16 protein-coding genes are annotated in these 16,217 nt (G+C 72.1%); 8 read left to right on the top strand and 8 right to left on the bottom strand.

Annotated features, from left to right (window positions below; genetic code table 11):
* Nucleotides 1–149 precede the first annotated feature (149 nt).
* Together AB0950_RS25945 and AB0950_RS25940 are read right to left on the bottom strand one after the other, a co-directional pair.
* Nucleotides 150–1,217: an NlpC/P60 family protein gene (locus AB0950_RS25945; protein WP_366779516.1), complete on the bottom strand. Its 1,068-nt coding sequence runs from the start codon at nucleotides 1,215–1,217 to the stop codon at nucleotides 150–152.
* 194 nt (nucleotides 1,218–1,411) lie between these two features.
* A complete protein-coding gene (locus AB0950_RS25940; protein ID WP_366779515.1) occupies nucleotides 1,412–2,224 on the bottom strand; it encodes a class I SAM-dependent methyltransferase in 813 nt (270 codons plus the stop codon).
* Between the two features lie 171 nt (nucleotides 2,225–2,395).
* Here AB0950_RS25940 and mshA point away from each other — a divergent pair, with 171 nt between their 5' ends.
* From mshA to AB0950_RS25925, 3 genes are all read left to right on the top strand, one after another.
* On the top strand, nucleotides 2,396–3,733 hold the full coding sequence (gene mshA, locus AB0950_RS25935) for a D-inositol-3-phosphate glycosyltransferase (RefSeq protein WP_360160030.1): 1,338 nt from the start codon (nucleotides 2,396–2,398) through the stop codon (nucleotides 3,731–3,733).
* Entirely contained in the window at nucleotides 3,726–4,226 is a 501-nt protein-coding gene (locus AB0950_RS25930) for a YbjN domain-containing protein (RefSeq protein ID WP_360160029.1), read from the top strand. The genes mshA and AB0950_RS25930 overlap by 8 nt, the downstream gene beginning before the upstream one ends.
* A 125-nt stretch (nucleotides 4,227–4,351) precedes the next feature.
* Nucleotides 4,352–6,013 (top strand): glycosyl hydrolase family 28-related protein, encoded by a 1,662-nt coding sequence (locus AB0950_RS25925; RefSeq protein ID WP_366779514.1) that lies wholly within the window; start codon nucleotides 4,352–4,354, stop codon nucleotides 6,011–6,013.
* Here the strand turns inward: AB0950_RS25925 and AB0950_RS25920 are convergent.
* Nucleotides 5,992–6,789, bottom strand: a complete 798-nt coding sequence (locus AB0950_RS25920; protein WP_360160027.1) for an AraC family transcriptional regulator — start codon at nucleotides 6,787–6,789, stop codon at nucleotides 5,992–5,994. The two genes, AB0950_RS25925 and AB0950_RS25920, sit on opposite strands and share 22 nt — an antisense overlap.
* Nucleotides 6,790–6,838: 49 nt before the next feature.
* On the opposite strand from AB0950_RS25920, the gene AB0950_RS25915 reads away from it, so the two are divergent.
* Complete coding sequence (locus AB0950_RS25915) at nucleotides 6,839–7,264, top strand: DUF2000 domain-containing protein (protein ID WP_360160026.1); 426 nt, start codon at nucleotides 6,839–6,841, stop codon at nucleotides 7,262–7,264.
* A gap of 58 nt (nucleotides 7,265–7,322) precedes the next feature.
* Here the strand turns inward: AB0950_RS25915 and AB0950_RS25910 are convergent, their stop codons facing one another.
* Complete coding sequence (locus AB0950_RS25910; RefSeq protein WP_360575301.1) at nucleotides 7,323–7,796, bottom strand: carboxymuconolactone decarboxylase family protein; 474 nt, start codon at nucleotides 7,794–7,796, stop codon at nucleotides 7,323–7,325.
* 477 nt (nucleotides 7,797–8,273) lie between these two features.
* Between AB0950_RS25910 and AB0950_RS25905 the strand changes: the two genes are divergently transcribed.
* Nucleotides 8,274–8,516, top strand: coding sequence for a hypothetical protein (locus tag AB0950_RS25905; protein WP_360160024.1), 243 nt, complete (start codon nucleotides 8,274–8,276; stop codon nucleotides 8,514–8,516).
* A 101-nt stretch (nucleotides 8,517–8,617) separates the two neighbouring features.
* On the opposite strand, the gene AB0950_RS25900 is transcribed toward AB0950_RS25905, so the two are convergent.
* A complete protein-coding gene (locus tag AB0950_RS25900; protein WP_366779513.1) occupies nucleotides 8,618–9,874 on the bottom strand; it encodes an MFS transporter in 1,257 nt (418 codons plus the stop codon).
* 163 nt (nucleotides 9,875–10,037) lie between these two features.
* Between AB0950_RS25900 and AB0950_RS25895 the strand changes: the two genes are divergently transcribed.
* On the top strand, nucleotides 10,038–10,799 hold the full coding sequence (locus AB0950_RS25895) for a phosphoglyceromutase (RefSeq protein ID WP_360160022.1): 762 nt from the start codon (nucleotides 10,038–10,040) through the stop codon (nucleotides 10,797–10,799).
* 99 nt (nucleotides 10,800–10,898) lie between these two features.
* On the opposite strand, the gene AB0950_RS25890 is transcribed toward AB0950_RS25895, so the two are convergent.
* Both AB0950_RS25890 and phoU read right to left on the bottom strand, forming a co-directional pair.
* Nucleotides 10,899–11,180 (bottom strand): ribosomal protein L7/L12, encoded by a 282-nt coding sequence (locus AB0950_RS25890; protein WP_366779512.1) that lies wholly within the window; start codon nucleotides 11,178–11,180, stop codon nucleotides 10,899–10,901.
* A 1,348-nt stretch (nucleotides 11,181–12,528) separates the two neighbouring features.
* Nucleotides 12,529–13,218 carry a phosphate signaling complex protein PhoU gene (phoU, locus tag AB0950_RS25885; protein ID WP_360160020.1) on the bottom strand — a complete coding sequence of 230 codons (690 nt, stop codon included), beginning with the start codon at nucleotides 13,216–13,218 and terminating at the stop codon, nucleotides 12,529–12,531.
* 180 nt (nucleotides 13,219–13,398) lie between these two features.
* Between phoU and AB0950_RS25880 the strand changes: the two genes are divergently transcribed.
* A complete protein-coding gene (locus AB0950_RS25880; protein ID WP_360160019.1) occupies nucleotides 13,399–14,709 on the top strand; it encodes an ATP-binding protein in 1,311 nt (436 codons plus the stop codon).
* Nucleotides 14,706–15,386, top strand: coding sequence for a response regulator transcription factor (locus AB0950_RS25875; RefSeq protein WP_030612283.1), 681 nt, complete (start codon nucleotides 14,706–14,708; stop codon nucleotides 15,384–15,386). Before AB0950_RS25880 ends, AB0950_RS25875 begins: the two co-directional genes overlap by 4 nt.
* A 97-nt stretch (nucleotides 15,387–15,483) precedes the next feature.
* Here the strand turns inward: AB0950_RS25875 and AB0950_RS25870 are convergent, their stop codons facing one another.
* On the bottom strand, nucleotides 15,484–16,185 hold the full coding sequence (locus tag AB0950_RS25870) for a DUF461 domain-containing protein (protein WP_366779511.1): 702 nt from the start codon (nucleotides 16,183–16,185) through the stop codon (nucleotides 15,484–15,486).
* Between the last annotated feature and the right edge of the window lie 32 nt (nucleotides 16,186–16,217).

Genomic DNA, 16,217 nt, shown 5'->3' with positions numbered 1-16,217 from the left:
GGCCGCCGAAGGTGCGGGAATGACGAAGCTCACGTCCGGCCGGGGTTTGGGCGGGGGTTGACGGTGGAGTGGGTCACATGGCGTACGTCACGTCCGATTCCCCAAGGGGCGCGGGCGGGGCCGTACCGCCCTGCGCCCGGCCGCGAGGCCTACGCGTCCGGCCGTACGACGCCCAGGATCGGCATCGTGCCGGCGCCCGCGATCGTCACGTCCCGTCCCGGGCGCGGGGCCTGGATGATCGTGCCGTCGCCGATGTAGAGGGCGACATGGCTGGCGTCGTGGAAGTAGATGATGAGGTCGCCGGGGCGCATGTCCTCGATGCCGATGTGCTTGAGCTGCTTCCACTGCTCCTGCGAGGTGCGCGGGATGGGGTGGCCGGCCGCCGCCCAGGCCTGGGAGGTCAGCCCCGAGCAGTCGAAGGACTTCGGGCCCTCGGCGCCCCAGACGTACGGCTTGCCGAGCTGGGCGGCGGCGAACGCGACGGCCTTCTCGCCCCGCGTGGACGCCTTGCCGTGGATCCGCTTGAGGATGCCGGTGTCCAGCCAGCGCGTCTGCGCCTTCAGCGCGGCCTGCTTCTCCAGCTCGGCGAGCCGCTCCCGGTCCTTCTCCTCCAGTTGGGACTGGAGCTTCTCGGCGGCGGAGATCTGCCGCTCGATCCGCTTCTTCGCGGCGGCCTTGGCCCGGCGCTCGGCGTCCAGCTTCTTCCACCGGTCGGCGGCGTCGGCGGCGTACGACCGCAACTGCTTCTGGGTGCTGGTCAGTTCGCCCATCAGCGTTTTCGTCGCCCGCTGGCCCTGCAGGACCAGTCCTGCGCCGTCCAGGACCTGCCCGGGGTCGTCGCTGAGCAGGAACCGGGCGGCGGGCGGGATGCCCCCGGTGCGGTACTGCTCGCGGGCGGCCGCGCCCGCCCGGTCCTTGAGCCCGGCGAGCCGCCGCTGCCCCTCCTCGATCTTCCCGGCCAGCGCGTCGATCCGGGCGGACTGCTGCTTGGCCTTCTCCTCGGCCGCGTTGTAGGCGTCGGTGGCGACGGCCGCGTCGTGGTAGAGCCGGTCGAGCTTCTCGCGGACCTTCTCGAGGTCCTTGCCCGGCGGGGGAGTCGGTGAGGTGCTCGGGCGGGGCGCCGGGTCGGCGAAGGCCGTGCCGGGCGCTCCCAGCACGGTCACGGCGCAGACCACCGTCACGGCGGCCGAGAGGATGCTGCGCTTGCCCCAGCCCATCGCACATGCCCCCAAAGCTGATTTACCGTCAGTAACTTCACGACTCCGGGGGGATGGTGTCACGTTGCGCCGCAAAACGACAGAGGTCAGAAGTGCTCTTCCCCCTGGTGGCCGCCACGGTCCGACGATCTCCCCGCCGATGTGACGAACGGCGCACGAGGTTCGTTCCGTCCCGCCTTCCCCGAACGGGTGATTCAGCTCCGGGGCGCCAACGCCTCCCACGCCACGGTCACTTCGCCCTGCCGCCAGCGGGCGGGGGAGTCCGTCACCGGCCAGTCGGCCGTCAGGTCCCGTACCGCGCGCAGCCAGCGCTGGCGGGCGCCGTAGGAGGCGAAGGGCGCGGCGGCGGCCCAGGCGCGGTCGAAGTCGCACAGGAAGGCGTGCACCGGCTCGCCGGGGACATTGCGGTGGATCAGCGCCTTCGGCAGCCGCTCGGCGAGGTCCGAGGGCCGCTGAAGCGAGCCGAGCCGGGTGGCGAACGTGACGGTCCGCGGCCCCTCCGGGCCGAGCGCCACCCACACGTGCCGCCGCCCGATCTCGTCGCACGTGCCCTCCACCAGCAGCCCGCCGCGCGAGCCGTCGCCGGCCGGGGCGAGCCGCGCGCACAGCCGCGCCCACACGGCGGCGACCTCCGCCTCGTCGTACTGGCGCAGCACGTTGGCGGCCCGGATGAGCACCGGCCGCCCCGGCACGGGCACCTCGAAGCCGCCGTGCCGGAAGGTCAGCCCCTCCCGTTCGTACGCCTTCGCCGTCGCGACGCGCGCCGGTTCGATCTCGATGCCGGTCACGCGCGTGCGGGGCGCGGCTGTCCGCAGCCGGCCGAGCAGTTCCACGGCGGTCCAGGGGGCGGCGCCGTAGCCGAGGTCGACGGCCAGGGGGGCCGCGGCGCGGCGCAGTTCGGCGCCGTGGGTCGCCGCGATCCAGCGGTCCATGCGGCGGAGCCGGTTGGGGTTGGTCGTCCCGCGCGTGATGGTTCCCACGGGGCGGCGGGTGGCGCGGGCTGTCATACGTACGAGGGTAGGCGGCCCGGCGCATCGAACGGTTGCTCGACCGACGGTAATGATTGGGTAAAGCGCCGTGATCGGGAAATGGCCCGGGCCCCCGGCACTGTTGGAACTGTTCGGAGGGCGAGGTCGGTCCTCCGTCCGGCATGCCCGCAGCAAGGAGAGGACCGCCACGTGAGCCAGTACGTCAGCAGGCTCGGGCGACGCTCCCCGTCGGCCGCGTCACGGCTACGACTGCACCGCAGGCCCCGCAGGGTCGCCATGCTCTCCGTGCACACCTCCCCGCTCCACCAGCCCGGCACCGGTGACGCCGGCGGCATGAACGTCTACATCGTGGAGCTGGCCCAGCGCCTGGCCGCGCACGGCATCGAGGTGGAGATCTTCACCCGCGCCACGGCCGGGGGACTGCCCCCCGCCGTCGACCTGGCCCCCGGGGTCCTGGTCCGGCACGTCGACGCCGGCCCCTATGAGGGCCTGGCCAAGGAGGACCTGCCGGCCCAGCTGTGCGCCTTCACCCACGGCGTGATGCAGGCGTGGGCCGGTCACCGCCCCGGCCACTACGACCTCGTCCACTCCCACTACTGGCTGTCCGGCCACGTCGGCTGGCTCGCCGCCCAGCGCTGGGGCGTGCCGCTGGTGCACGCCATGCACACCATGGCCAAGGTCAAGAACGCCAACCTGGCCGACGGCGACACCCCCGAGCCCGCCGCCCGCGTCATCGGCGAGACCCAGATCGTGGCCGCCGCCGACCGGCTCATCGCCAACACGGACGAGGAGGCCGGCGAGCTGGTGCGGTACTACGCCGCCGACCCCGCGAAGGTCGCCGTCGTCCACCCGGGCGTCAACCTCGACCGCTTCCGCCCCGCCGACGGCCGCGCCGCCGCCCGCGCCCGCCTCGGCCTGCCCCAGGACGCGCTGATCCCGCTCTTCGCGGGCCGCATACAGCCCCTGAAGGCCCCGGACATCCTGCTGCGCGCGGTGGCGGTGCTGCTGGACGAGCGCCCGGAACTGCGCTCGCGCATCCTCGTCCCGGTCGTCGGCGGCCCGAGCGGCAGCGGGCTCGCCAAGCCCGAGGGGCTGCAGAAGCTCGCCGCCCGGCTCGGCATCGCGGACGTCGTACGGTTCCGGCCGCCGGTCGGCCAGGAGCAGCTGGCGGACTGGTTCCGGGCCGCTTCCGTGCTGGTCATGCCGTCCTACAGCGAGTCCTTCGGGCTGGTGGCGATAGAGGCGCAGGCGGCCGGCACGCCGGTGCTCGCGGCCTCGGTCGGCGGCCTGCCGGTGGCGGTGCGCGACGGCGACACCGGATTCCTGGTCCACGGCCACGATCCCGCCGACTACGCGCGCGTGCTGCGCCGTTTCGCCGACGCGCCGGACCTGACCGCACGGATGGGCCGCGCCGCCGCCCGGCACGCGCAGTGCTTCGGCTGGGACCGGGCCGCCGCCGAGACCGCGGACGTCTACACGGCCGCGACCCAGGCGCACCGCCGTCGCGTACGCTCCCACCATGGGTGATGTCGAGAAGGCCGGACAGGTCCTGGAAGGCGTCCTGAAGGACGCCGAGCTCGAGTGGGAGAGCCCCGAGCCCGGAAACTACGTGGTCAAGCTGCCGGGCACCCGCAAGCTGTCCACGACGGTCTCCTTCCTCGTCGGCCGCCACTCCCTGTCGCTGAACGCGTTCGTCATCCGGCACCCCGACGAGAACGAGGCGGGCGTCCACCGCTGGCTCCTGGAGCGCAACCTCAAGCTCTACGGCGTCGGTTACGCCGTCGACCGCCTCGGCGACGTCTACGTCACCGCGCGCCTGCCGCTCGCCTCCGTCACCCCCGACGCGATCGACCGCCTCCTCGGCCAGGTCCTCGAAGCGGCCGACGGCGCCTTCAACACGCTCCTGGAGCTGGGCTTCGCCTCCTCCATCCGCAAGGAGTACGCCTGGCGGGTGTCCCGGGGCGAGTCCACGCGCAACCTGGACGCGTTCAAGCACCTGATCGAGCGCCCGACGGACTGACGTACCGCACGACCCGACTGACGTACCGCACGACCCCTTCCCACCACCTCTGCAGAGTGGCATGCTCACGGCCAACGCATTCCTGAACGTCGTTCATATTCATGAATACGAAGGGGCGGGTGGACATGAGCGGCACACACCTCACGAGACGGACCCTGCTGACCGCCGCCACGGCCGTGGCGCTCGGCGCGACCACCACGGCCCGGGCGGCGGCCGCCGACGGGCCCGAAGTCCCGGCGATCTGGCGTGAGTTCAGCCGCTCGCCCTTCACCCATCCGCAGATTCCCTACGTCGGCCGTGCCGGCTGCCGCGGCGGAGCACCCCGCCTGCCCCGCCCCCGCCACTTCGCCGACGCCACCGAGTACGGCGCCGTCCCCGACGGCACCACCGACTCGGCGCCCGCGATCAACCGTGCCCTCGCCGCCGCCGGAAGGGCCGGCGGGGGCACGGTCACCCTCCCGCCCGGCACCTTCCGCATCGACGACCTGATCCGCATCGGCGACTCGGGCGTCGTGCTGCGCGGCGCCGGCAGCGGCCGTACCACCCTGTACGCGACCAGGAACCTCACCGAGCTGATCGGCGTCTACGGCTCCCGCTACGGCGGTGACAAGTCGTCCTGGTCCTGGGCGGGCGGCCTGATCTGGCTGGCGCCCAGGGCCCGCTGGGACTCGCTGGTGGCTGCGATCCGGTCCCGGGCCTGGCCCTTCGAGGGCTGGACCGGCAACAAGCGGGACGAGTGGACGGCGCTGACGGCGGTGGAACCGGCCACCCGGGGATCGTGGACGGTCACCGTCGCCGATCCCGAGGGGCTGCACCCCGGCCGGCTCGTCCTCCTCCGGCTCGCCGACGACCCGGCCCACACCCTCCTGCAGCACATGGCGGGCGGCGGCCCGGGCCCGGCGTCGTACGTCTGGGACGACAAGACGAAGCTGCTGTCGTACGTCCCCTACGAATGGCCGGTGCGCATCACCGGCGTCCGGGGCCGCAGGATCACCCTCGAACGCCCTCTCCCGCTCGACGTCCGCCCCGAGTGGAACCCCCAACTCACCACGCACGTCCCCGAACTGACCGGATCGGGCGTCGAGGGCCTGACCCTGCGGGCGGTGCTCACCCCGCAGTCCCCGCACCTGCTCGACAAGGGCTACAACGGGGTCGTCCTGCAGTGCGCCTACGACTGCTGGCTCGACGACGTCACGGTGACCGACGTGGACAACGGCTTCGGTCTGGTCGCCGCCTCCGCCTGCACCCTGCGCCGCACCCGGGTGGCCGGCCGGGGCTCGCACCACCCGTACTTCTGCCGCGAGGGCTCCCACGACAACCTGATCGAGGACTTCACGATCGAGCAGCGCACCGTCCCGGCCCCGCCCGGCACCCAGCTGCACGGCATCAACGTCGAGGGACTGTCCTCCCACAACGTCTGGTCGCGCGGCCGGATGGAGATGGGCACCTTCGACAGCCACCGCGGCCTGCCCTTCGCGAACGTCCGCACCGACGTCACCGTGAACAACGACGGCCGGCACGGCGGAGACGCCAGCGCGGGCCCCCTCTTCGGCGCCCGCTTCACCCACTGGAACATCAGGGTCACCAACGGCCGCGCCGGCCTGATGAAGATCGACGGCCTGGCGCCTTATTCGGCGACCGTCGGCCTCAACACGGTGACCGAGTTCGACCAGACCGACGTCCCCGACTTCACCGGCGACCTGCGCTCCCGGCTGGAGCTGTACGGCACCACGGACGCCGTACGCCCGCGCAACCTGTACGAGGCTCAGCGGGAACTGACGCGGTAGCGGCCCGGCGTCACCCCGACCAGCTTCTTGAAGTGCCGGGTGAGATGGGCCTGGTCGTAGAACCCGGCGGCCGAGGCCACCTCGCCCGGCGCCAGCCCGTCCAGCAGCAGGCGCCGGGCGCGCCCGACCCTGCGGGACATCAGGTACTGGTGCGGGGCGATGCCGTAGGCGCCGCTGAACGCCCGCACCAGGTGGGCGGGGTGGGCGTGCAGCACGCGCGCCGCCTCCTGGAGCGACACGCCCTCGACGACCCGGGCGTCCAGCAGCTCCCGCAGCCGCCGGCCGAGAACCGGGTCCGGGCGGTGCCGGGGCGGGTCCGTGCGGCGCCGCAGATGCTCGCGCAGCCGCTCCCCGACGAGGGTCAGCCGGCTCTCCGCCTCCAACTCGTCGCCGGACCGGACCAGGGCCGCGTGCAGCTGTCCCACGCGCCGCCGCAGCACCGGGTCCCGCAGATCCGGCGTGTCGACGGCGGGCCCGATCAGCTCGTCGCCGAGCCGGCTGCCGTCCAGATACACCACCCGCTTGCGGAAGCCGTCCGGAGTGGCCGGGGAGCCGTTGTGCGGCACATGCGGCGGCAGCAGCGTGACGGTGTCGTGCGGAGTGCCGTGCTCGTGCCGGTCCAGGTCGTACCGCACGGCCCCGTCGTCCACGATCAGCAGCGTCCAGGCGTCGTGGACGTGCATCGGGTAGGCGTACTCGGTGAAGCGGGCGTGGAAGACCTCGGTGACGCCCGGAACACGGGGGCGCCACGCGCTGACTTCCTGCCGGGCGGCCACGCAAAGAACGTACAAGACCAGGCCGTACGACGCCCGGCAGTCTCATTCCATGAGCGCTGAACCCATCCGTTTCGACACGAAGATCGCCGTGCTGCTGCGCGAGGACCTGGAACCCTGGCAGCGGCTCAACGTCACCGCGTTCCTGGTCAGCGGCCTCGGCACCCAGGTCCCCGAGGTGATCGGCGAGCCGTACGAGGACGCGGACGGCGTCGGCTACCTGCCCATGTTCCGCCAGCCGGTGCTGGTCATGGAGGGCTCCAAGGAGACCCTGAAGGCGGCCCACGACCGGGTGCTGCGCCGCGCCCTGCCCCGGGCGGTGTTCACGGCCGACCTGTTCGCCACGGGCCACGACGGCGCCAACCGCGCGGCCGTGCGGGCCGTACCGACCGCGGAGCTGGACCTGGTGGGTCTCGCGGTGTACGGCCCGCGGGGCGGGGTGGACAAGGCGCTGAAGGGCGCGCGCATGCACCCGTGAGGCCGGCCTCTTTTGTGTGGGCCTCCTTTGTGTGGGCCCTCCTTGGGTGAGTGCCAGGTCAGTCGAACATGCCGGGCTGGTAGTCGCCGGCGGGCTGCTGGACGATGACGTTGAGGCGGTTGTAGGTGTTGATCAGGGCGATCAGCGCGACGAGCGCGGCGAGCTGGTCCTCGTCGTAGTGCTTGGCGGCGTTCGCCCACACCTCGTCCGGGACTCCGCCGGCCGCGTCGGCGATCCGGGTGCCCTGCTCCGCCAGCTCCAGCGCGGCCCGCTCGGCGTCGCTGAACACCTTGGCCTCCCGCCAGGCGGCCACCAGGTGCAGCCGCTGGGCCGTCTCCCCGGCGGCGGCCGCGTCCTTGGTGTGCATGTCGGTGCAGAACCCGCAGCCGTTGATCTGGCTGGCCCGGATCTTCACCAGCTCCTGCGTGGCGGCCGGCAGGGAGGAGTCCGAGACGGCCTTGCCCGCCGAGTTGAGGTACTTGAGGAACTTGCCGGCGACCGGGTTGCCGAAGAGGTTCAGCCGAGCGTCCATGGTGGGCTCCTTTTGTACTTTCCCTTGTACTTTCCGATGGCTATACCTCCTTGACGGATCGCTCGGGAGAGATGTGACGGCGGCGGATGTGACCTGGGCCACTGCGCTGCCGACGGCGGCTGCCCCCGCGGATTGCCCTGTGAACGGAATCTGCACAGTGCGTACGCAACCCCGGGTCGGGCGGGTTCGGTTGGTGGGGAGTTGTCCCGGTCGGTGCGGCGGTGGCAAGAGCTGTGGGCCGCCTGTGCGGCGCGGGATGTGAAGGATCTGGCCCCAACGCGTGACCGCGCGTGCACGGATGCGTGGTCCGGGCCCTTCAACTGGGCCGGTGGGAGCGGTGGTTGGGTGGATGCCCGGCACGCTCCGTGGTTTGATCGCTCGCACCGCCGGGATCGCGCCAGGTGTCCGGAAAGGACGGCGCGTGCCCACGGTCGCGGCCCCAACGTCAGTCCCCAGCGGGCCGCATCCCCTTGGACCATGTGGACCATCCATGCGAAGGGCAGTTTCCTCATGAACGCCGCTCACCAGATCCAGACCGCCGAGATCGCCGACGCCGAGCTCGACAGCGTCTCCGGTGGTCTGGCCCCCCAGGCCAGCATCACCGCCGACTCCACGACCCTGAGCACCGCCGACGCCCTGTCGCAGCTCGGCGCCGTCCAGGGCGAGGTCGTGGGCGCCCTCAGCCAGCCCCACCAGATCGGCATCAACCTCGCGTTCTGATCCCGACACCGCTGGCCCCCTGCCGGGATTCCGGTGGGGGGCGGTTGTGTGTGTGGGCTGGGGCCGTCAGGGGATCCTCGGCGCCGCAGGCCCCCCGCCCCTCACGCCGCGCTGACCTCGGCCTCGGAACCAGTCCGCGGGGTCGCCACGGCCGTAGCCTCCTTCGGCAGGCCCCGCATGAGCAGCCCGTACCCCAGCCCGGCGATGGTCCCGATCACCGCGCACAGGCCCCACAGCCACTCCGCGCCCCAGTGGTCGATGACCGCGCCGGACATCAGCGGAGCGACCAGCGCGGCGACGGACCAGGACAGCGTGTACACGCCCTGGTAGCGGCCGCGCCCGTGGACCGGGGAGAGCCGGACGACGAGGCCGGTCTGGGTCGGGGCGTTGACGATCTCGGCGAGGGTCCACACGCACACGGTGACCATGAAGACGCCGACCGAGCCGGCGAACGCGGTGAGCCCGAAGCCGTACCCGGCGAGCAGCGACGAGACGACCAGCAGGGTGCGCGGGTCGCGGTGCTCGATGAACCGGGTGACCGGGATCTGCAGGGCGACGATCAGGATGCCGTTGACGGCGATGGCGAGGCCGTAGTCGGCGGGCGAGAACCCGGCCCGGCCCATGGCCACCGGCAGCCCCACGGACCCCTGCTGGAAGACCAGCGCGACCAGGAACGACAGCCCGACGACGGCCATGTACCGCCCGTCGCGCAGCACGGTGCCGAGCCCGGTGCCGGCCTCCGCCTGCCGGGCCGTGGCCGTGGGCCGGGACTCGGGCAGCCTGAGGAAGACGACGACCGCGCAGACGGCGGTCATCCCGGCCTCGATCAGGAACCCGGCGCGATAGCTGAACTCGGCGATGAACCCCGCGGCCATGGAGGAGACGGCGAAGCCGAGGTTGATGGCCCAGTAGTTGAGGGAGAAGGCGCGGACGCGGTCCTCGGGCCGGACGATGTCGGCCATCATCGCCTGTACGGCGGGCCGGGAGGCGTTGGAGGCCATGCCGACGAGGAAGGCGACGGCGGCGATGGAGACGGGGCCGGTCATGAACCCGAGGAGCGCGACGGACGCGGCGGTGGCCGACTGGGCGAGAAGCAGCGTGGGCCGCCGTCCCAGCCGGTCGGCCATCACCCCGCCGGCGAGGGAGGAGACGACGCCCCCGAGCCCGTGCAGCGAGGCGACGAGACCGGCGTAGGACGCCGAATAGCCGCGGTCGAGGGTGAGGTAGAGGGCCATGAAGGTGGCCACGAAGGCGCCGAGCCGGTTGATCAGGGTGCTGGTCCACAGCCACCAGAACTCGCGGGGGAGCCCGGAGACGGTCTCCCGGGCGGCACGTCTGAGACTGACGACGGCGGACATGACAAGATCCCCCATAAGCAGGTCGGGCGGTAAGCGGCTCAAGCGGCATGCACAACTTACATACGAGGCCGGTCGCAGGCCACTCGATTAACAGACGCCGTCGACGGTCCACCCACCGGTCGGCCGGGGCGATGCCCCGAACGCGTGGATTACGCTCTGACCCATGGCCGACGCACCGTACAAGCTGATCCTCCTCCGCCATGGCGAGAGCGAGTGGAACGCGAAGAACCTGTTCACCGGCTGGGTGGACGTCAACCTGAACGAGAAGGGCGAGAAGGAGGCGGTCCGCGGTGGCGAGCTCCTGAAGGACGCCGACCTTCTCCCGGACGTGGTCCACACGTCCCTGCAGAAGCGCGCGATCCGCACGGCCCAGCTGGCCCTCGAGGCCGCGGACCGCCACTGGATCCCGGTCCACCGCAGCTGGCGGCTGAACGAGCGCCACTACGGCGCCCTCCAGGGCAAGGACAAGGCGGCCACGCTGGCCGAGTTCGGCGAGGAGCAGTTCATGCTCTGGCGCCGCTCCTACGACACCCCGCCGCCGCCGCTCGCCGAGGACTCGGAGTTCTCCCAGTTCGACGACCCGCGCTACGCCACGCTCCCGCCGGAGCTGCGCCCGAGGACGGAGTGCCTCAAGGACGTCGTCAACCGGATGCTGCCGTACTGGTTCGACGCCGTCATCCCCGACCTCCTGACCGGCCGCACGGTCCTGATCGCCGCCCACGGCAACTCGCTGCGCGCCCTGGTCAAGCACCTGGACGGCATCTCCGACGCCGACATCGCGGGCCTGAACATCCCGACCGGCATCCCGCTCTACTACGAACTCGACGCCGACTTCAAGCCGACCACCCCCGGCGGCAAGTACCTCGACCCCGAGGCGGCCGCAGCGGCCATCGAGGCGGTCAAGAACCAGGGCAAGAAGAAGTAACCGCCCACGAACAAGCCCCCTGCCTGCGGTTCTCCGCCGGACGGGGGCTTTTCGCTGCCTCTGGACCGTCTCTGGGTCGTGAGCTGCTCGACCGAGCCGTCAGGCGACAGGACTGGGGGAGTGCGATTCCGGCTGCTGCCTCAGCTCTGCCTGTCCTCCCGCATCGCGCAGGGCCGCGACCGCGATCTCGGCGGTCTCCGCCGGAATACGGTTGAGGATCACGACAGGGGATCGATCCACGAGCGCCTTGCTACGCCAGAGGCTCAGCCCGGTCAGTCGGCGTACGACCTGGGCTGTGTCGAGCGGGCAGGTACCGGGGTGGAGGAGCAACACGTCGTTGGGCACGTCGTCGCAGACCAATGTGACGTACTCGTCTGTCATCCTGTCCCCTCCCGAAACGCGGCGGCCACGGCCCCTCCCGTGTGGAAGACTTGGCGCATCGCGACCCGACAACCGAGTCTCGGCAGGAGCGTTGACCGACTGGGTGAAGGCGAGCAGCAAACGCTTCTGACCAGGCATCATTCTCGGTGACACGGGGTCATCATGGCAGTTGGACCACGGCGCGAGGTGCGTCGGCTCCGTGAGCGCTGTATGCACCGTATGCCCGATTGGGCGGAATGAACGGGAGCGGACCCGCGTACCGGGCGCCGGCGCCTTTCACCGAAGCCGAAGCCCACGGGTCTCTACTCTCTACTTCACTTCACTTCTCTTCGGGTTCCGCGCATGCCGACGCCGAACGGGTAGCCCGGTCACTGCTACGCGCCGCAGCGGGTGCCGTACACGCCAAGAGCCGGTGTGAATCGGAATCACACCGGCCCTGCGGCGGCAGTCGGCGGGTTCGGCTCAGAGTCTCAGCCGCACTGGCAGGGGCCACCCGACTGGCACCCGCACCCGCAGCCCGAGCCGCAGCCGCACGCGGCTATCAGCGGGAGGCTCCTGGTCTCGGCGGGCTGATCGGTCTCGCGTTCCCGCGTGGGGTCGGGCGTGGTGCTGGGGGATTCGGCCATGGGTCCCTCCTAAACACTGGGGCAGGGATGCCCTCGCCCATTGCATGCCCGTTTCCCTGGGCGCATCAACGGCGCACGGAGGCGTCCACGCGCCCCCGCGGCCGACGCACCGCGCCACGGGCGCCCACGCGCCCCCGGCCCACGCACCGCGACACGGAGCGCCCACCCACTCCGCGGCCCACCCCCCGCGCCACGGAGATGCCCAATGGCCCCGCGGCCCACGCCTCGCGCCCGACGCAGGCACCCTTCACGGAGCCCACACGTCCCGCAGCCCCCACGTCGGAGACGGCCCACGCCCGGCCCACGGAGTCCCCGGCCCCCCGCGCCACGGTGGCACCCACGCCCCACGCACCGCGCCCCGCGCCACGGAACACCCAGGCGCCCCGCAGCCCACACGCCGGGGACGGCCCCCGCCCCGCCCCACAGAGCACGCGGCCCCCGTCCCGCCCCAGGGAGCCCGCGGCCCACGCCCCACGCCACGGAGATGCCACGCGCCCCGCGGCCCACGGCCCGCCCCCGACCCACGCACCGCGTCACGGAGTGCCCACGCACCCCGCAGCCCACACGCCGGGGACGGCCCCCGCCCCGCCCCACGGAGCCCGCGGCCCACCCCCACGCCACGGAGCCCGCGGCCCACCCCCCCACGCCACGGAGGCACCCCGCGCCCCGCGCCACGGAGGCACCCGCGCCGCGGAGGCGCCCCGGGCCCAGGCGCCGCAGGCTTACGCTCCCTCGACCCCCGTCACCGGCTGGATGTCCGCCTGGAGCTCGTCCGCGTGTTCGCCCGTGACCAGGTAGACGACCCGCTTGGCGACGGCGACGGCGTGGTCGGCGTACCGCTCGTAGTAGCGGCCGAGGAGGGTGACGTCCACCGCCGTCTCGATGCCGTGCTTCCAGCGCTCGTCGATCAGGTGCTGGAACAGCGTGCGGTGCAGCAGGTCCATCTCGTCGTCGTCCTGCTCCAGCTGCAACGCGAGGTCGACGTCCTTGGTGATGATCACCTCGGCGGCCTTGGCCATCAGGCGCTGGGCGAGCTGGCCCATCTCCAGGATCGTGGCGTGCAGGTCGTTCGGCACCGCACGCGCGGGGAAGCGCAGCCGGGCCAGCTTCGCCACGTGCTGGGCGAGGTCGCCGGACCGCTCCAGGTCGGCGGACATGCGCAGCGAGGTGACGACGATCCGCAGGTCGGTCGCCACCGGCTGCTGCCGGGCGAGCAGGGCTATGGCCCGCGCCTCCAGGTCGTGCTGGAGCTCGTCGACCTTCTGGTCCGCCTCGATCACGCTCTCGGCCAGCTTCAGGTCGGCGTCCAGGATGGCGGTCGTGGCGCGCCCGATCGCCGACCCGACCAGCCGGGCCATCTCCACCAGACCGTCGCCGATCGAGTCCAGTTCCTCGTGGTACGCGTCCCGCATCAGGGTTCCCTCTCATAGGTGTGCTTGGTCCCCACGCTCCCACGTTCTGCCGCGCACGCGTCCGTTTCCGCCACCCCAAATGAACCATTACTGGCCCCAAGGTGAACTCTGGGCGACGAGTGTCCGAGGTCCCACCTCGGAGGCTGGGGGGATGTCATAGGCCCTGCTTAACCTTGAGGCATGGACGTGAACGCGGCGGTCGCCGCAGCGGCAGCGATCGCCGGGGTGCTCACCGGTGTCATCGCCATGCTGGCGTTCCGTTGGAGCGAACGCGACCAGAAGCGACCGACCAGGACTTCCTTGCACACTGACCCCGTACTCCCGCCGGGCGTGGACACCGTGCTGTCCGTGCTCCGTTCCTCGGCCGTCGTCCTCGACGAGGCCGACGCCGTCGTCAAGGCCAGCTCCGCCGCCTACGCCCTCGGGCTGGTCCGCGGCGGCAAGCTCGCCGTGGAGCCCATGCTCCAGATGACCAGGGACACCAGACGCGACGGCGAGATACGGCAGGTCGAGCTGGACCTGCCCCGGCGCGGCACCGGACGCGGAGAGGCGCTCGCCGTCTCCGCGCGCGTGGCCCCGCTCGGCTCCCGCCTGGTCCTGCTGCTGGTCGAGGACCTGACCGAGGCCAGGAGGATCGAGGCCGTACGACGCGACTTCGTGGCGAACGTCAGCCATGAGCTGAAGACGCCCGTCGGCGCGCTCTCCCTCCTCTCCGAGGCCGTCATGGACGCCTCCGACGACCCCGAGGCCGTACAGCGCTTCGCGGGCCGCATGCAGATCGAGGCGACCCGCCTGACCAACCTGGTCCAGGAGCTGATCGACCTCTCCCGGGTGCAGAACGACGACCCGCTGGAGGACGCCGAGCCCGTCCGCGTGGACGAGCTGGTCGCCGAGGCCATCGACCGCTGCCGGCACCAGGCCGGCACCAAGCAGATCACCATCGCCACGAACGTGTCCGCGCCCGACGGGCCCGATCAGGGTGGTGCTGGGCGACGGGCGGGCGGTGCGGCCGACCTGCACGTCTGGGGCAACCGCGGCCAGCTCGCCGCCGCCCTCGGCAACCTGGTCGAGAACGCCGTGAACTACTCCCCGGCCCGCACCCGCGTCGGCATAGCCGCCCGCCGGGTCGGCGCACCCGGCGGCGACATGATCGAGCTCGCCGTGACGGACCAGGGCATCGGCATCTCCGACAAGGACAAGGAGCGCATCTTCGAGCGCTTCTACCGCGTCGACCCCGCCCGCTCCCGGCAGACCGGGGGCACCGGGCTGGGGCTCGCCATCGTCAAGCACGTGGTCGCCTCGCACGGCGGGGAGGTCACGGTCTGGAGCGCCGAAGGCCAGGGCTCCACCTTCACCCTCAGGCTGCCGGAGGCGGGTGCGGCCCGCGACCGCGCACAACAGCACCCCGACCTCGACGACGATGACGAGGCCGGCGGCGCCCCCGACCCATCCCCGTACGAACCGCTTCCCGCCCCGGAGGTCCTTCCGTGACCCGAGTGCTCGTCGTCGAGGACGAGGAGTCCTTCTCCGACGCCCTGTCGTACATGCTCCGCAAGGAGGGCTTCGAGGTCGCCGTGGCGGCCACGGGCCCCGACGGACTCGACGAGTTCGAGCGCAACGGCGCCGACCTCGTCCTCCTCGACCTGATGCTGCCGGGCCTGCCCGGCACGGAGGTGTGCCGCCAGCTGCGCGGCCGCTCCAACGTCCCCGTGATCATGGTGACGGCCAAGGACAGCGAGATCGACAAGGTCGTCGGCCTGGAGATAGGGGCCGACGACTACGTCACCAAGCCCTTCTCCTCCCGTGAGCTGGTCGCCCGCATCCGCGCCGTGCTGCGCCGCCGCGGCGAGCCGGAGGAGGTCGCCCCGGCCGCGCTGGAGGCCGGCCCGGTCCGCATGGACGTCGACCGCCACGTGGTCACGGTCGCCGGTTCCAAGGTCGACCTCCCGCTCAAGGAGTTCGACCTGCTGGAGATGCTCCTGCGCAACGCCGGCCGCGTGCTGACCCGCATGCAGCTCATCGACCGGGTCTGGGGCGCCGACTACGTGGGCGACACCAAGACCCTCGACGTCCACGTCAAGCGCCTCCGCGCCAAGATCGAGCCCGACCCGGGCGCGCCGCGGTACCTGGTCACGGTGCGCGGCCTGGGCTACAAGTTCGAGCCGTAGGCCATAACCGCGCGACAGCTGTACGACGAAGGGCGGCACCCCCTGGTGGGGTGCCGCCCTTCGTGTGTACGGCGTGCTCAGCCGGCCGTACGGTCGCTCACTGGCCGGCGGCCGACTGGGACGCGGAGTCGCTCGGGGTCGCGCCGACGCCCGCCGTCGCGGTGCCGCCCGCGGTGTCGGACGCGGTCGCCGACGGGGTGGCCTTGCCCTTGCCGTGCTTGGCCGGCTTGGTGCTGCCGGAGGCGGTGGCGCCCGGGGCCGGGGAGGCCGTCGCCGGGGCGGACGGGATCTGGCTCGGGCCCCACTTGTCGAAGTAGCTGGTGGCCGGCACCACGAAGGCGCGCAGGCTCACGGCGCCGGTCTTGCTGAACGTGAAGGTGATCTTCTGGGCGTTGCCGTCCTGGACCGACTGGCGTCCGCCCGGCAGCTCGGCGGAGGCGTTCCCCTTGCCGCCGAGGATCAGCGAGCCGTGCGCCGGGACGGTCAGGCTGCCGCCCTTGGCCGGGGTCAGCTTGATGCTGTCGCTGCTGCCCGCGATGGAGACGGACTGCAGGGTCTCGTCCGTGCTGCCCTGGTTGAAGAGGGTCGCGGAGATCACCGCCGGACCCGTGGACTTCAGGTCGGGCTGGGTGATGACCAGGGCGTTCTGGACCTTGATGTTGCCGACCGTGGTCGCGGCGTTGTCCGGCTTGACTTCCAGGGTCTGCGAGTTGTTGCCGGCGCCACAGGCGGCGAGCGAGGCGATCGAGAAGACGATGGCGGAAGCGGCGAGGGCGCCGCGTCGAAGGCTGCTGCTCACGGCGGCGGCAACTCCTTGAACGCGCGGGCGGC

This window comes from Streptomyces sp. NPDC007189 (genome assembly GCF_040703635.1).
In the GTDB taxonomy this organism is placed as follows: Bacteria; Actinomycetota; Actinomycetes; order Streptomycetales; family Streptomycetaceae; genus Streptomyces.
The sequence above is the reverse complement of the archived record's forward strand: the minus strand, read 5'-3'. Positions and strand labels throughout refer to the sequence as shown.

Excerpts from the sequence above, each read along its gene's own strand:
- AB0950_RS25940 (WP_366779515.1), bottom strand. The coding sequence starts at position 2,224 with ATGACAGCCCGCGCCACCCGCCGCCCCGTGGGAACCATCACGCGCGGG.
- phoU (WP_360160020.1), bottom strand. The coding sequence starts at position 13,218 with ATGCGGGACGCGTACCACGAGGAACTGGACTCGATCGGCGACGGTCTG.
- AB0950_RS25915 (WP_360160026.1), top strand. The coding sequence starts at position 6,839 with ATGAGCGCTGAACCCATCCGTTTCGACACGAAGATCGCCGTGCTGCTG.
- AB0950_RS25905 (WP_360160024.1), top strand. The coding sequence starts at position 8,274 with ATGTGGACCATCCATGCGAAGGGCAGTTTCCTCATGAACGCCGCTCAC.
- AB0950_RS25930 (WP_360160029.1), top strand. The coding sequence starts at position 3,726 with ATGGGTGATGTCGAGAAGGCCGGACAGGTCCTGGAAGGCGTCCTGAAG.
- AB0950_RS25890 (WP_366779512.1), bottom strand. The coding sequence starts at position 11,180 with ATGACAGACGAGTACGTCACATTGGTCTGCGACGACGTGCCCAACGAC.
- AB0950_RS25895 (WP_360160022.1), top strand. The coding sequence starts at position 10,038 with ATGGCCGACGCACCGTACAAGCTGATCCTCCTCCGCCATGGCGAGAGC.
- AB0950_RS25900 (WP_366779513.1), bottom strand. The coding sequence starts at position 9,874 with ATGTCCGCCGTCGTCAGTCTCAGACGTGCCGCCCGGGAGACCGTCTCC.
- AB0950_RS25880 (WP_360160019.1), top strand. The coding sequence starts at position 13,399 with ATGGACGTGAACGCGGCGGTCGCCGCAGCGGCAGCGATCGCCGGGGTG.
- AB0950_RS25910 (WP_360575301.1), bottom strand. The coding sequence starts at position 7,796 with ATGGACGCTCGGCTGAACCTCTTCGGCAACCCGGTCGCCGGCAAGTTC.
- AB0950_RS25925 (WP_366779514.1), top strand. The coding sequence starts at position 4,352 with ATGAGCGGCACACACCTCACGAGACGGACCCTGCTGACCGCCGCCACG.
- AB0950_RS25945 (WP_366779516.1), bottom strand. The coding sequence starts at position 1,217 with ATGGGCTGGGGCAAGCGCAGCATCCTCTCGGCCGCCGTGACGGTGGTC.